A 14021-nucleotide genomic window follows, 5' to 3' on the forward strand; every position below is an offset into this window, starting at 1 on the left:
CGCTGTCATGCAGGTTGCAGAAGCTGCATCGATGCAACAGTTGAAGCCGGCGGACTCTGCAATCCGCCGGCATTTTCATTTTCAGGCAGCGACAGCGACTTTCTCATCCGCCGGCGCCGATGTCCGGATCAGGTGGTCGAAGGCGCTCAATGCTGCTTTCGAACCTTCTCCCATCGCAATGACGATCTGCTTGTACGGCACGGTCGTCGCATCGCCAGCGGCGAAGACGCCTGGTACCGAGGTCTGTCCACGTGCGTCCACCTCGATCTCGCCGCGGTTGGAGAGCGCCACCGTGCCCTTGAGCCAGTCGGTATTGGGCAGCAGGCCGATCTGTACGAAGATGCCTTCGAGGTCGACCGTCTTCGATGCGCCGGACTGGCGGTCGGTGTAGCGCAGGCCGTTCACCTTGTTGCCGTCGCCAGTCACCTCGGTAGTCTGTGCCTGGGTGATGACGGTGATGTTCGGCAGGCTGAACAGCTTGCGCTGCAGGACCGCGTCGGCGCGCAGCTTGCTGTCGAATTCCAGCAGCGTCACATGGGCGACGATGCCGGCCAGGTCGATGGCGGCTTCGACGCCGGAATTGCCGCCGCCGACAACGGCCACGCGTTTGCCCTTGAACAGCGGGCCGTCGCAGTGCGGGCAGTAGGCCACGCCGCGGTTGCGGTATTCCTTCTCGCCCGGCACGTTCATTTCACGCCAGCGCGCGCCGGTGGCCAGGACAACGGTCTTCGCCCTCAGGCTGGCGCCGCTGGCAAGCTTCACTTCGATCACGTCCCCCGGGACCAGGGCTTCGGCGCGCTGCGGGTTCATCACGTCGACGTCATAGGTCTTCACATGCTGCTCCAGCGCGGCGGCGAGCTTCGGGCCTTCGGTTTCCTTCACGGAGATGAAGTTCTCGATGCCCATGGTGTCCAGCACCTGGCCGCCGAAACGCTCGGCGACGACGCCGGTGCGGATGCCCTTGCGCGCCGAGTAGATGGCAGCCGATGCGCCGGCGGGGCCGCCGCCGACGACCAGCATGTCGAACACGTCCTTTGTCGCCAGCTTGGCGGCTTCGCGCTGCGCGGCGCCGGTATCCAGCTTGGCGAGAATTTCCTCGAGGCCCATGCGGCCCTGGCCGAAGGTTTCGCCATTCAGGAACACGGTCGGCACGGCCATGATCTGGCGTTGCGTGACTTCATCCTGGAACAGGGCGCCGTCGATCATTACATGGGTGATGTTCGGGTTGAGGACGGCCATCAGGTTCAGTGCCTGCACGACGTCCGGGCAGTTCTGGCAGGACAGCGAAATATAGGTCTCGAAGCGGAATTGCCCTTCGAGGTTGCGGATCTGCTCGATAACGTCTGCGCCGACCTTGGGCGGATGGCCGCCGGCCTGCAGCAGGGCGAGGACGAGCGAGGTGAATTCATGGCCCATCGGGATGCCGGCGAAGCGGATGCCCATCTTGCTGCCGGCGCGGTTGATGCCGAAGGATGGCACGCGCTCGCCGTCGCCGGCATCGCGGCGCTCGGTCAGCGCGATCTTGTCCGACAGGTTGGCGATATCGTTCAGCAGCGAGGACATTTCGTGCGACTTTTCGCTGGTGTCCAGCGATGCCGTGATCTCGATCGGATAGGTGACTTTTTCGAGATAGGCTTTGAGTTGGGTTTTCAGGTTGTTATCCAACATAATGGCTTCCTTTATAAGGTTGCTAGAGCAGTTTGATCCTGACCGTACAGGGCCAATCTCGGGCCTGCGATGCTCACCGTACATCACGTACGGTTGCGCTTCTCAACCCGACCTTGGCTCCTGCACAGTCAGGCTGAAACTGCTCTAATTCTTCAGGATGAGCAGTGCCAATTCCGGATCAGCCTTGGCTACCGGACCAGATAAGACTGATCGGGGATTGGCGCTGCCGCCGGGCGCTTGCGCTGCGCCCGGGGAGCGGATGCGCCTCGGAGGAGGCGCGAAGCAAGTTTAGATCTTGCCGACGAGGTCCAGCGACGGAGCCAGGGTTTCTGCGCCCGGGGTCCACTTGGCGGGGCAGACTTCGCCCGGATGGGAAGCGACGTACTGGGCTGCCTGCACCTTGCGCAGCAGTTCCTTGGCATCGCGGCCGATGCCGTTGTCGTGCACTTCGCACAGCTTGATCTGGCCTTCCGGATTGATGACGAAGGTGCCGCGCAGGGCCAGGCCTTCTTCTTCAATCATGACTTCGAAATTGCGGGTGATCGCGCCGGTCGGGTCGCCGATCAGCGGGTAGCGGATCTTGCGGATGGTGTCCGACGTGTCGTGCCATGCCTTGTGGGTGAAGTGGGTGTCGGTGGACACGCCGTAGACTTCCACGCCCAGGGACTTGAAGGTGTCGTAGTTGTCAGCCAGGTCGCCCAGTTCGGTCGGGCAGACGAAGGTGAAGTCGGCCGGGTAGAAGAACACGACGGACCACTTGCCTTTCAGGTCGTTTTCCGTCACGTCGATGAACTTGCCGTTGTGGAATGCGGTTGCTTTGAAGGGCTTTACTTGGGTATTGATCAGGGACATGTCTACCTCTGTTGGTTGAAAAAGCTCGGATGAGTGAATAATAGATGTGATCTATTGCTGTGTAAAATCAATAGTTTCTATATATGTGATAGCTTGGCTTTATTGCAGGCGATTATTTTGTTTGCCTGCGTTAATACCTGCAGGGCGTTGCCGGTCTGTCATCCGATCGTTGTCAGATGAAGACCGGGCGGAAAGGTTCGATGCTCAGCCGGCCTTGACCGGGCGGACCTTGGCGGCGGCTTCCTTGGCGCGGCGGCGGGCGGTATCGATGTCCGGCGCGGTTGCCAGCGCCACGCCCATGCGGCGGCGGGCGAAGGATTCCGGCTTGCCGAAGAGGCGGATGTCGGCGCCGGGGACTTGCAGCGCGTCGGCCACGCCTTCGAAGGCAATGGCTTTTGCCTCGTGCCGCCCGTAAATGACGGCGGAAGCGGCGGGGGAAATGACCGACACATCGACGGGCAGGCCGAGGATGGCCTTTGCATGCAGCTCGAATTCGTTCTGCCGCTGGCTGGCCATGGTCACCATGCCGGTGTCGTGCGGGCGCGGGCTGACTTCCGAGAACCACACCATGTCGCCTTTGACGAAGAGTTCGACGCCGAAGATGCCGAGGCCGCCGAGTTCGTCGGTGACTTTCTTCGCGATGTCGCGCGACTTTTCAAGCGCGGCGGCAGGCATGGGATGCGGCTGCCAGGATTCGATGTAGTCGCCTTTTTCCTGCACATGGCCGATCGGCTCGCAGAAATGCGTGGCGACCGCGCCGTCCTTGATCGCCCGTACGGTCAGTTGCGTGATTTCGTAATCGAAGTCGATGAAGCCTTCCACGATCACCCGGCCGGCGTTGACCCGGCTGCCGGAGGCGGCGTAGTTCCACGCTTGCTCGATTTCCCCCGGCCCGTCGATCTTTGACTGTCCCTTGCCGGAGGATGACATGACCGGCTTGATGACGCAGGGGAAGCCGACTTCGGCGCATGCGGCTTTCAGTTCATCCAGGCTGTCGGCGAAGCGGTAGGGGGAAGTCGGCAAGCCCAGCTGTTCGGCGGCCAGCCTGCGAATGCCTTCGCGGTTCATGGTCAGCCAGGCGGCGCGCGCGGTCGGGATGACGGTCGCTGCGCCTTGCTTTTCCAGTTCCACGAGGGCAGTGGTGGCGATCGCCTCGATTTCCGGGACGACGAGATCCGGCTTTTCCTGCGCGATGAGCGCGGTCAGCGCAGCGGCATCCGTCATGTCGATGACGTGGAAGCGATGGGTAACCTGGTGCCCGGGGGCATTGGGGTAGCGGTCGACGGCGATCACTTCGACGCCGAGGCGTTGCAGGGAGATGATGACTTCCTTGCCCAGTTCACCCGAGCCGAGCAGCATCACCTTGACGGCGGAGGGAGATAAAGGGGTACCAAGGCGGAGCGGGCGTGTGATTGTCATTGCGTCGGATAAGGTGATTGGTGTGGTTCAGCGCATCGTGTCGAGCGTGTCGATTTCCGACGCCGCCCAGTCGACAAAAGCCTTGACCTTGATCCGGACATCGTCGAAGCGCGCGGCATCGTCCAGCGGTTCCATGCAGCTGAGCATGAGCGTCCAGCCCGTACCCGTCTGCAGGAAATTTTCCAGGATCTGGCGCCGGTTCTGCATCATGCGGATCTTGAAGTCGTCCATCATCGGGATCTGCAGGTCCACCGACTTGCGCCAGGTGTCCAGCATTTCCTCCATGCGATCAGGATCAAGTTCGATTTTCATTGTCGGGCTCTCATCGATTTGCGTGGTAGTGTACTTTCAATAGCGATTTCTCACACCGGATTCCCATGAAAACTGTTCTCCCTGCTTTCCTTGCGGCATTCCTTGCCTTGCCCGCGCTGGCGGAACAGGTCGGCGAAGTCGACACCGCCTTCAAGCTGGTCGGCCCCGACCACAAGATCGTGGTCGAAGTGTTTGACGATCCCAAGGTCAGCGGGGTGAGCTGCTTCCTGTCGCGTGCCAGGACAGGCGGGATCAAGGGCGCGCTGGGCCTGGCCGAAGACAAGGCGGAGGCCTCTGTTGCCTGCCGGCAGGTCGGCGAGATCGCCTTTGCGGGCGCCATTCCGAAGCAGGAAGAAGTATTCACCGAGCGCGCATCGATTCTCTTCAAGCGTGTGCGCGTCGTGCGCATGGTCGATCCGAAGCGCAATGCGCTGGTGTATCTCGTCTACTCCGACCGCCTGATCGAGGGCAGTCCGCAGAACAGCATCACGGCGGTTCCCGTCGCCGCCAGCCAGAAGATCCCGGTCAGGTAGGCATACGGCAAGCTCCTCCGCCAATTGCGGGATGTTTGCGCATACCCGTATGTGCCGACGCAACGATTGTCCAACTCTTCGAGTCCAAAGGGCGGGCAGGCGACATGTGTCCGGTTCTGCTGATTCCCGCAAGAAAAGCAATGAACCAGCGCCTGGCATATCCAACCTTGTATGGCAGAAAGGAGCAGGCAATGAGAGAGGAGTACGAAAGCAATCAGTCCCGCCTGGCATGGGTACTGGGCGGCGTGTCGCTGGGCGCGCTCGCCATGTACCTCGCGGATCCCGAGCGCGGACCGCAGCGGCGTGCCATGGCGAAGGAGGCATTGCGCGGTGCGGCTGCAAGCACGGGCGATGTGCTCGACGTGGCGCGGCGCGACTTGGGAAGCCGCGTGCAGGGCTGGCGCGCGCAGGCCGATTCCATGTTGACTCGCGGCAAGGAGCAGATCGACGACCAGGTGCTGAAAGCGCGTGTGCGGCAGCAGATCGCGAGTGCGGCATCGCAGCCGGGAAACATCGATATCCAGGTCAGCCAGGGCGTGGTCACGTTGAGCGGAAGCATTCCGAAGCATGAGCGGCAGTACCTGCTGGACAGCGTCCGCCGTGTGGATGGCGTCGTCCAGGTGGAGGACTTCCTGGATATGCAGGAGCAGGCGGCAGGCTATACGGCGCGGGAAGGCTACAGCAGCTACCAGCCCGCCGCATCGATGGAAAGCTGGTCGCCCTCGATCCGCACCATCGTCATGCTGGCCGGCAGCGCGTTGGGACTTTACCTGCTGTCGCAGCGTTCGTCGGCTCTGGGCGGGGCACGTGAACCGGTCATCCTCAACAAGACCATCCACGTCGACGCGCCGCCGGAGCGGGTATTCGAGCTGTGGAGCGATTACGAGAACTTCCCGCGCTTCATGTCCAATGTGCAGGAAGTGCGCGACCTCGGCAACGGCCGCTCGCATTGGGTCGTGAAGGGGCCGGCGGGGTCGGTGGTGGAATGGGATGCGCGCCTGACGGATTCGCGCCGGGGCGAGGTGCTCGCCTGGCAAAGCGAAGCCGAGGCAGATGTGCAGAACAGCGGGCAGGTCCGCTTCGAACCGGAAGGCAAGGGTACCCGCGTGAGCGTCTATATGTCGTACTCGCCCCCGGGCGGCGGCCTCGGCCATGCCATCGCATCGCTGTTCGCCTCCAACCCGAAACAGGAAATGGACGAGGACCTGGCGCGCATGAAGGCATTCATCGAGACGGGCAGGATGCCGACCGACGCCGCGCAGCAGCCGCAGTCCTCCGCGTCCATCCTGCATTGACATCGCGCGCGAAAGACCGCTCGTGACGGAGCACGGGCGGTCATCTTTGTTGATGCAGGCAAAGTCCGCGATTGGGCAGGATCAAGCCGGCGTGGCGACGCCTCCCTATCATGACCGGAGAAGTCACACCGACAGGGGGCCGCGCGTGGCGCTTGCAGAAATCGTGGATGGACCGTCAATGGGAATACCGCTTCTCAGAAGGATGAGGGTCGACCGGCTCGCGATATTCCGTGCGCTGCAGGTCGGCGACATGCTGTGCGCGGTTCCTGCATTGCGCGCGATCCGGGCGGCGCTGCCGCGCGCGCATATCACGTTGGCCGGATTGCCCTGGGCGGCGCAGTTTGCGCAGCGTTACCGGCGGTATGTGGATGAGTTCGTTTCTTTCCCCGGGCATCCTGCCTTTCCCGAGCAGCCCGTGCGCGAGATGGAACTCGAGGCCTTCTATGCCGGCATGCGCGGGCGAAGTTTCGATCTCGCGTTGCAGATGCACGGCAGCGGCCAGGTCAGCAACCGCATCGTCGCCGAATTCGGTGCCGGTGCCGTCGCGGGCTGTGTTGCCCCGGGCAGCGCAGTGGCCGATCCGGTGTCGTTCATGGAGTATCCGGAGGAAGGGCCGGAGCCGCTGCGCCTGCTGAGACTGGCGGAATTCATCGGCGCCCCGGCCCTCGGCAGCCATCTCGAATTTCCGTTGACCGAGGAGGATGCGCGCGAATTGCGGGACAGCGGATTGACCGCGGGACTCGAACCCGGCGGCTATATCTGCATCCATCCGGGCGCGCGCATCCGCGACAAATGCTGGCCGCCGGAACGCTTCGCCGAAGTGGCGGATGCGCTGGCGGATGAATTCGGGTTGCGCATCGTCCTGACGGGATCGGCGAAGGAGGCCGATCTCACCGCAGCGGTGGCTGGCAGCATGCGCAACGCGGCTGTCGATACAGCGTCGCCGTTGTCCCTGGGCGCCATGGCGGCGCTCATGAGCCGGGCGCGCCTGCTGGTCTGCAACGACACGGGCGTCTCGCATATCGCCGCCGGCCTGCGCCTGCCGAGCGTGGTGGTGTTCAACAAGGCGGACATGCAGCGCTGGGCGCCGCTGGACCAGGAGCGCCATCGCTGTATCTGGGACCCGGAAGGGCAGCGCGTCGAGCTGGCCTTGCAGCATGCACGGGCTTTGCTGAAGAGCGGTTAGTCGCCTGCCCGCTCGTGATACAACGCGAGGGCAAGCTGGCTTGCTTCCTCGATCGACACGCCGTTCACGAAACTGTCGTCGTGCGCGCAGCGCGTCTTGATGTTCTCCACCCCGCACACGGGACAATGCACGCGCAGCGACATCGCTGCCCGGTGATGGTCCTGCCTCAGCGGCGCGGACTCCAGGACATTGGTCAGCCAGTAGATGCCCACAGCGGGCGTGCCGACCGCAAGCGCGAGGTGGAGCGGGCCGGTGTCGTTGGACACGACCAGCGACGCACGTTCCAGCACACCGCATAGCCCCGACAAGGAAAGCTGTCCGCACAGGTTGATGGCAGGATGGCGCATGCTTTCGAGAACGCGAGCGACGACGTCCGATTCCTCGCGGCTTCCGTTGATGGCGACCACGGCGCCTTCGCGCGCGAGGATGTCGCCGAGCGCCGCGAAGCGTTCCGCCGGCCAGCGCCGCCGTGGATCGCTGCCCCCCCGGTTGCAACACGATGGCTCGGGATCGATGTTCGCCTCGGCCGGCAGGCCGAGGCCCGGGCAGGGCGGCAGGACGGTGACGTCGTCGACGGGGCCGGGGCGGTTGGCGAGAAAGTCCGCGTGCCATTGTTTCCCGATGTAGGAAATCCGCGCGTCGGGATAGGTGATGCGCAAGGCATGCAGGCACGGCAGCGCAAACACGAAATCGCCCACCGCGCTGGGGTGCATGACCACGATCCGGCGGACACCGGGCAAAGGATGGAAATCCTCCATGGCGCTCAGGACATGTTCATGGCCGAAGAAAGCGGCAGGACCCTGGGCGCATCGACATCGCGCGTGGTGACGGTCGTCGGCAGCTCAAGGTGATAGGCGCCGGATGGAATCATTCCGCAACCGCCGAAGCGTTCCATGACGCGCAGTTGTGCGAGCACGTCCTCGCCGCAGTGCGCCGTCGGCAGTTGCTCCCAGAAGTCGAATCCGCCTGCGCTGCGCAGCTTCTCCGTGTCGAACAGTACGCAGCCGCCGATCCAGGCAATGCGATAGAGCCGCGTCGTTGCACGCGTCAGTCCAAGCCTGGCTTGCACATGGAACAGGTTGGCCGCGCTGTGCAGGTGGTGTCGCGCCCATTTCTCGCTGCCCGGCATCACCCGTTCCGGTTCGACCTTGCCATCCCAGAATTCGATGTGCTGCTGATGGGGGCGGATGTCGTCGAGGAAGCTCATGCCGTGCAGCGCGCTGCCGATGAAGCCGCACTGCTGTTCCTCGATGATGCGGAACATGCGGTCCAGCACGTCGTTTTCCAGCAGCACGTCATCGTCCAGGAACAGGCAGTAGGGCGCCGTCACGTGCGAGAGCAGGAAGGCGCGCTGCTGCGCCATGCCGCGCCGCGGCAGGTTGCGCAAGGCAAGCACGTCGCGGCCGGTAGCCTGCATCTGGCACATGACCGCCTGCACCTCTGCCTTGTCGAAGGATGCCGCGTCATCCGACTGGTCCGACATGACGACGCGGAAGTCGCCGAACGTCTGCGCGGACAGCGACGCCAGTGTCACGGCCAGCGCGCATGGCCGGTTGCATGTCGGAACAAGGACGTCGATGGTCGCGCGCCGCATCATGTCGCCACGCCTCCCGCGACGGCGCGTTGCTGCGCACCGTACAGATAGGGATTGAGCGTGGGGTCGTTGTACATCTTGAACTGGCGATATACCTTGAAATACGCGCGGCCATGCTGTGCGTCTGCAAGCAGTTGGTCGAAGCAGGCGCCCAGGTCCTGGCGCTGGACGAGCAGGCGCTGCAGCTTTTCGCTGCATTTTGCAATATGGTCAGGACCGGCATCGACGCGTTGCGTCTGCTCGCGCATGTGGACAATCTTCAGGCTCAGGATCGACAGGCGGTCGATCATCGCGCCCGCGGTTTCGCTGTTGAGGCGCGCATCGCTTGCCGGTTCACGGTCATCGAGTGCGTTGAGGATTGCCTCGTCGATGGCCTCCACGGCATCGTTGCGTTTCTGGTTGTACTGGTCGATCCGGCGCTTGCATGCGGCGATTTCGCTCGGGCTGACATCGGTGCGCCTCGCCTTGTCTTCTTCATTCCAGAGCAGGGTGTTGTAACGGTGGTTTGCTTCGATCCAGAACCACGCGCCCGGGCGCTCGTCGAGCGGCTGGACGGCAGGCCAGTCCCGGTTGGTCAGTATGTCGTCATGAAACCGTGCGAGGGATGTCGCGGTGAGGTCATTGAGCATGGTGTTCCTTTCGATTTTTCAATCTTGAACGGCGAAAAATATCGAAAGACCCGGCTGCAAGAACCATGCTATACGCTACGCCACGCAACTCCGCGCAAGGGCGCGCGAAGTGCATGGAAATTTGTACAAGCGGCTGTAAAAAGGATGCAGCAGTGCCTCAAGCCACTACGACGACTTCGGCCGGCCCCTCCTTGCGAATCACGTTGACGCCAACGTTGTTGGGATAGCGTTGCAGCAAGAGATCGACGGTCGATCCGGCAATCGACAGGCCGCGTATTTCGACGCGCTCGAGGAAGGGCGGCAATTGCGGGTGCCGGAAGCGGATCTCCGGCTTGTGCGGATCGAAGGAAAGTCCGAGGCATGCCTGCAGCAGGGAAAATACCGTGGCCGCTGCCCATGCCTGCGGGGAGCAGGCGACCGGATAGAGGGTCGGTCCCTCGTCAGGCCGCTTCTCGAAGCCGCAGAACAGTTCCGGCATGCGACTCTGGTCCATGTACAGGCTCGCTTCGCGCAGGGCGCTGAAGACTTGCATCGCTTTGCCGGTGAAGCCGTAGCGCGCCATGCCGTCGGCGATGAGCGCATTGTCGTGCGGCCAGACCGAACCGTTGTGGTAGGCCATGGGGTTGTAGCGCGAGGCATTGGTCGGAATGGTGCGGATGCCCCAGCCGCAGAAAAATTCCTCCGTCAGCATCTGCTCGGCGATGCGCGCCGCGTATTCGGGCGTGGCAATGCCGGACCAGAGCGTATGGCCTGCGTTGGAGGAGGCCACGGCGCATTGCTGCTTGCTGCCGTCCAGTGCGATCGCATAGGTGCCGATTTCTTCGCACCAGAAAGCCTCGTTGAATTTTTTCCGCAGCGATTCCGCGGAACTCTGCAGGCGGTTCGCCAGCGCGGTATCGCCCAGAAGATGGGCCAGTTCGGATGCGCGCAGCTTTGCCTCGTAGACATAGCCCTGTACTTCGCACAACGCAATCGGCGCGTCGGCGAGGCGTCCGTCCTTGTGGAACACCGAGTCGTTCGAATCCTTCCATCCCTGCTGGGCCAGGCCGGTTTCGCTGTAGCGCGCATATTCCACGAAGCCGTCGCCATCGCGGTCGCCGTATTCGTCGATCCAGTTCAGCGCCTTGCGGACATTGCCCCAGATGCCGCGGATGAATTCGAGGTCGCCTGTGCGTTCGTAATATGCGCCGGCCAGTCCGACAAACAGCGGCGTGGCGTCGACCGTGCCGTAATAGCGGCCGAAGGGAATCTCGTTCAAGGCGGCCAGTTCGCCCTGGCGGGCTTCGTGCAGGATCTTGCCGGGTTCGGCATCGCGCACCGGGTCGAATTCCGTTGCCTGCGTGGCGGCGAGGAAGGTCAGCACGCCCTTGGCCATGCCGGGGTCGATCCAGAGGTACTCCCGCGCGGTCAGGATGCCGTCGCGGCCGAAGGTCGTGGAATACCACGGCAGGCCAGCATAGGGATAGTCGCCGTCCTTGCGGTTCGTGGTCAGCATCACGAGATCGGCGGTGGAGCGGTCAAGCCAGTTGTTGAACAGCGGATCGGACGTGACCACGCGGCAGCGGTTCTCAAGCCGCTCGCTGACCGTGCGGTTCAACTCGGTGAAGGCGCCGAAGTAGTCGGTGCTGTTCTGTACTTTGTCGCCATTCGGCTCGCAACCGATGGTCGCGTAGATATGCGACTCCGCCTTCGGCAGCAGCGAGATGCGGAAGTCCGCACGGCCCGGCGCGATCTTGTCCGGCCGAGGTTCGAAGGTGATGCGCGTGTGCCGCTCCATGCCATCGACGCCGCGATAGCCGAGCAGCATTTCGCTTTGGGACACCTGCGGCTCCAGCATGACGCCGCGCCGTTCACGGCTGAATCCCCGCACTTCGAAAATGTCCTTGTAATCGGCGCCGTACTCGAGGGATACGGTGACCTCGATCGGTTCAAGTCCGTAATTGACCACGCGCACATGCTCATAGCACGCATTGTTCCACAGCAGCTTGGCACGGAAGATATGCAGGTCGCCCTTTGCGATCCTGTTCTTGCCGTCCGGGTGCAGGTCGGGATTCATCAGTTCGACGATGAACAGCCCGTTGTCGTCCTTTACCGTGGAGTTCAGGTACATCGGCCGTACACCTTCGATCAGCAGTTCCTGGTGCGAGAGGAAGCAGGTGTCGCCGTGATAAATGCCTTCCTCGCCCAGGCCGATGGGCTGCACGTCGCCGAAGCGGTCGAACATTGCGAACAGGTCGTTGTGCTTGAGCACGCGGCGGCGCTCGTCTGCCGGCGATGAGGTTGCGAGGATGTACCACTGTTCGCCTAGCCGGATTTTTTCAACCATGGGACTCTCCGTTTGCGTTGGGGGCGGGGGAGAAGTTTCACTGCGACAGCAGCCGTTGATACGTGGTGAGGTAATTCGCTGCCATGCATGGAGCCGTGAAGCGGCGCTCGAAAGCTGCCCTGCAATCCTGCCTGTTGATGGACTCGATACGGCGGGCCGCGCGTACGGCCTCCTCCTGATTGGAAACGACGAAGCCGGTGACTCCATCGTCCACGATCTCGGGAACCGATCCATGGTCATAGGCAATCACGGGCGTGCCGCATGAAAACGCTTCGATCATGACCAGCCCGAATGGTTCTGGCCAGTCGATCGGAAACAGCAGCGCGCAGGCATGTTCGAGCAATTCGCGCTTTTCGGTTTCGCCGACTTCGCCCACATAGGTGACGAGCGGATGGCGGAGAAGCGGCTTCACAACTTGCTTGAAGTAGTCTTCTTCCGCCATGTCAAGCTTGGCGGCAATGTAGATCGGCCGGTTGCACTGGATGGCAATGTCGATCGCACGGTCTACCCGTTTTTCGGGCGACAGCCTGCCGATGAAAAGGAAGTAGTCGCCGGGATCGGATGTGAATGCATATTGGCCGGGCGGCATGCCATGGTAGACCGTCGACACCCAGTTTGCCCATGGCAAGGGTTTGCGCTGGCTGTCGGAAATGGAAACCAGCGGCGGGCTACTGAAATGCCGGTACACCGGAATGAGGAAGGGGAGATCGAGCCGTCCATGCAGTGTCGTCAAATGGGGCGTGGCGGTGTGCTTGATTGTCGGGAATTGCAGGAAGTCGGTGTGGAAATGAATGACATCGAATTCGTCTGCCATTTCAGCCACGATGTCCATCTGGATCAGGTGATAGGCCAGCCAGGAATGGTCGAAGGCGCTGTTGCGTACGCTTTCCTCCACAGTGGAAACAAGCTGCGCGCTGGTTTGCGAATCGCCCGATGCGAACAGTGTCACTTCGTGCCCTTGCCGGACCAATTCCTCGGTGAGATAGGAAACAACCCGTTCCGTACCTCCATAACCCTTCGGAGGAACACTCTCGAATAGGGGGGAAACCTGTGCAATCTTCATGTTCAGTGCCCGGTTCCAATGTTGGGGATGCCGGCACATGCCGGCCTGCACATCGCCCGGTGCATACGCATACGCACCGGGCGATGTGTCGTGGGTAGAGAGGCAACAGGGGTTACTTGTTCCCGAAAAACGTCGGGAAGCTTGATCGGCTGAAAGAAGGCGATGCGTTGGCTGAACTGCCGGCGGAGGGAGGATTGCCCCGCCGAGAATTCGACGGGGCAGGAGAAATGCCTTTATTGCTCGGCGAAAGCGCGCTCGATCACGAAATCGCCAGGTGTGGAAGTATTGCCTTCCTTGAAGTTGCGCTTTTCCAGCATTTGCTTCAGGTCGCGCAACATGGCGGGGCTGCCGCAGATCATGACGCGGTCGACTGCCGGATCCAGCGCGGGGACCTGCAGGTCTTCGAAGATCTTTCCGTTTTCGATCAGCTCGGTCACGCGGCCCATGTTCCTGTACTGCTCGCGGGTCACGGTCGGGTAGTAGCGCAGCTTGCTCGACACCAGCTCGCCGAGGAATTCATGGTTCGGCAGGTGCTCGACCAGCAGGTCGTGGTAGGCCAGCTCGTCCACTTCGCGCACACCGTGCACGAGGATGACTTGCTCGAACTTCTCGTAGGTCTCCGGGTCGCGCACGATGCTCATGAAGGGCGCGAGGCCGGTGCCGGTGGAGAGCAGGTACAGGCGCTTGCCGGGCAGCAGGTAGTCGATGAGCAGCGTGCCGGTCGGCTTGCGGCCGACGATGACGGTGTCGCCCACCTTGATGTGCTGCAGGCGCGAGGTCAGCGGGCCGTCGGGCACCTTGATGCTCAGGAATTCGAGATGGTCTTCATAGTTGGCGCTGACGATGCTGTAGGCACGCAGCAGCGGCTTTTCGTTCACGCGCAGGCCGATCATCGTGAAATGGCCGTTGGAGAACCGCAGGGACGGGTCGCGGGTGGTCGTGAAGGTGAACAGCTTGTCGGTCCAGTGATGCACGCTCAGCACGCGCTCTTCGTTGAATGCACTCATGATTGATGACAGTAGGCGGAATGAAACCGGGGTTGCGGACGCGACGCGGATGTGCCTGTCGCGTGAAGCGAAACGTAGAATTTTACCATTTCCCGGCTGCAGGTCACACGCAAAAATGGGGAAAACCGTTCTAAACC

13 protein-coding genes are annotated in these 14021 nt (G+C 62.3%); 3 read left to right on the forward strand and 10 right to left on the reverse strand.

The window, feature by feature from the left end:
* Positions 1-81 precede the first annotated feature (81 nt).
* From ahpF to AC3WOY_RS24360, 4 genes are all read right to left on the reverse strand, one after another.
* Positions 82-1668 carry an alkyl hydroperoxide reductase subunit F gene (gene ahpF, locus AC3WOY_RS24345; protein ID WP_492428519.1) on the reverse strand — a complete coding sequence of 529 codons (1587 nt, stop codon included), beginning with the start codon at positions 1666-1668 and terminating at the stop codon, positions 82-84.
* Positions 1669-1956: 288 nt separating this feature from the next.
* Positions 1957-2520 (reverse strand): alkyl hydroperoxide reductase subunit C, encoded by a 564-nt coding sequence (gene ahpC / locus AC3WOY_RS24350; RefSeq protein ID WP_492428521.1) that lies wholly within the window; start codon positions 2518-2520, stop codon positions 1957-1959.
* A gap of 204 nt (positions 2521-2724) precedes the next feature.
* Entirely contained in the window at positions 2725-3933 is a 1209-nt protein-coding gene (purT, locus tag AC3WOY_RS24355) for a formate-dependent phosphoribosylglycinamide formyltransferase (RefSeq protein WP_492429396.1), read from the reverse strand.
* 33 nt (positions 3934-3966) lie between these two features.
* A complete protein-coding gene (locus AC3WOY_RS24360) occupies positions 3967-4251 on the reverse strand; it encodes a hypothetical protein (RefSeq protein WP_492428523.1) in 285 nt (94 codons plus the stop codon).
* A 65-nt stretch (positions 4252-4316) separates the two neighbouring features.
* Between AC3WOY_RS24360 and AC3WOY_RS24365 the strand changes: the two genes are divergently transcribed.
* From AC3WOY_RS24365 to AC3WOY_RS24375, 3 genes are all read left to right on the forward strand, one after another.
* Entirely contained in the window at positions 4317-4784 is a 468-nt protein-coding gene (locus tag AC3WOY_RS24365; RefSeq protein WP_492428525.1) for a CreA family protein, read from the forward strand.
* A 191-nt stretch (positions 4785-4975) separates the two neighbouring features.
* Positions 4976-6079 carry an SRPBCC family protein gene (locus AC3WOY_RS24370; protein ID WP_492428527.1) on the forward strand — a complete coding sequence of 368 codons (1104 nt, stop codon included), beginning with the start codon at positions 4976-4978 and terminating at the stop codon, positions 6077-6079.
* A 178-nt stretch (positions 6080-6257) separates the two neighbouring features.
* Positions 6258-7265 carry a glycosyltransferase family 9 protein gene (locus AC3WOY_RS24375; RefSeq protein WP_492428529.1) on the forward strand — a complete coding sequence of 336 codons (1008 nt, stop codon included), beginning with the start codon at positions 6258-6260 and terminating at the stop codon, positions 7263-7265.
* Here AC3WOY_RS24375 and AC3WOY_RS24380 read toward each other — a convergent pair.
* The 6 genes from AC3WOY_RS24380 to AC3WOY_RS24405 all read right to left on the reverse strand — a co-directional run bounded on the left by AC3WOY_RS24380 (position 7262) and on the right by AC3WOY_RS24405 (position 13884).
* Positions 7262-7978, reverse strand: coding sequence for a glycosyltransferase family 9 protein (locus AC3WOY_RS24380; RefSeq protein WP_492428531.1), 717 nt, complete (start codon positions 7976-7978; stop codon positions 7262-7264). The genes AC3WOY_RS24375 and AC3WOY_RS24380 overlap by 4 nt on opposite strands.
* Positions 7979-8028: 50 nt before the next feature.
* Complete coding sequence (locus tag AC3WOY_RS24385) at positions 8029-8862, reverse strand: glycosyltransferase family A protein (RefSeq protein WP_492428533.1); 834 nt, start codon at positions 8860-8862, stop codon at positions 8029-8031.
* Positions 8859-9488 carry a DUF4254 domain-containing protein gene (locus tag AC3WOY_RS24390; RefSeq protein WP_492428535.1) on the reverse strand — a complete coding sequence of 210 codons (630 nt, stop codon included), beginning with the start codon at positions 9486-9488 and terminating at the stop codon, positions 8859-8861. The genes AC3WOY_RS24385 and AC3WOY_RS24390 overlap by 4 nt, the downstream gene beginning before the upstream one ends.
* Positions 9489-9645: 157 nt before the next feature.
* Positions 9646-11814 carry an amylo-alpha-1,6-glucosidase gene (locus AC3WOY_RS24395; RefSeq protein WP_492428537.1) on the reverse strand — a complete coding sequence of 723 codons (2169 nt, stop codon included), beginning with the start codon at positions 11812-11814 and terminating at the stop codon, positions 9646-9648.
* Between the two features lie 37 nt (positions 11815-11851).
* Positions 11852-12877, reverse strand: a complete 1026-nt coding sequence (locus AC3WOY_RS24400; protein WP_492428539.1) for a glycosyltransferase family 4 protein — start codon at positions 12875-12877, stop codon at positions 11852-11854.
* A 233-nt stretch (positions 12878-13110) separates the two neighbouring features.
* Entirely contained in the window at positions 13111-13884 is a 774-nt protein-coding gene (locus tag AC3WOY_RS24405) for a ferredoxin--NADP reductase (RefSeq protein WP_492428541.1), read from the reverse strand.
* Between the last annotated feature and the right edge of the window lie 137 nt (positions 13885-14021).

It is taken from the genome of Noviherbaspirillum sp. FW303-A3, assembly GCF_058788695.1.

Coding starts and splice junctions, on each gene's coding strand:
- ahpF (WP_492428519.1), bottom strand. CDS start 1,668: ATGTTGGATAACAACCTGAAAACCCAACTCAAAGCCTATCTCGAAAAA.
- ahpC (WP_492428521.1), bottom strand. CDS start 2,520: ATGTCCCTGATCAATACCCAAGTAAAGCCCTTCAAAGCAACCGCATTC.
- AC3WOY_RS24360 (WP_492428523.1), bottom strand. CDS start 4,251: ATGAAAATCGAACTTGATCCTGATCGCATGGAGGAAATGCTGGACACC.
- AC3WOY_RS24365 (WP_492428525.1), top strand. CDS start 4,317: ATGAAAACTGTTCTCCCTGCTTTCCTTGCGGCATTCCTTGCCTTGCCC.
- AC3WOY_RS24370 (WP_492428527.1), top strand. CDS start 4,976: ATGAGAGAGGAGTACGAAAGCAATCAGTCCCGCCTGGCATGGGTACTG.
- AC3WOY_RS24375 (WP_492428529.1), top strand. CDS start 6,258: ATGGGAATACCGCTTCTCAGAAGGATGAGGGTCGACCGGCTCGCGATA.
- AC3WOY_RS24380 (WP_492428531.1), bottom strand. CDS start 7,978: ATGCACCCCAGCGCGGTGGGCGATTTCGTGTTTGCGCTGCCGTGCCTG.
- AC3WOY_RS24385 (WP_492428533.1), bottom strand. CDS start 8,862: ATGATGCGGCGCGCGACCATCGACGTCCTTGTTCCGACATGCAACCGG.
- AC3WOY_RS24390 (WP_492428535.1), bottom strand. CDS start 9,488: ATGCTCAATGACCTCACCGCGACATCCCTCGCACGGTTTCATGACGAC.
- AC3WOY_RS24395 (WP_492428537.1), bottom strand. CDS start 11,814: ATGGTTGAAAAAATCCGGCTAGGCGAACAGTGGTACATCCTCGCAACC.
- AC3WOY_RS24400 (WP_492428539.1), bottom strand. CDS start 12,877: ATGAAGATTGCACAGGTTTCCCCCCTATTCGAGAGTGTTCCTCCGAAG.
- AC3WOY_RS24405 (WP_492428541.1), bottom strand. CDS start 13,884: ATGAGTGCATTCAACGAAGAGCGCGTGCTGAGCGTGCATCACTGGACC.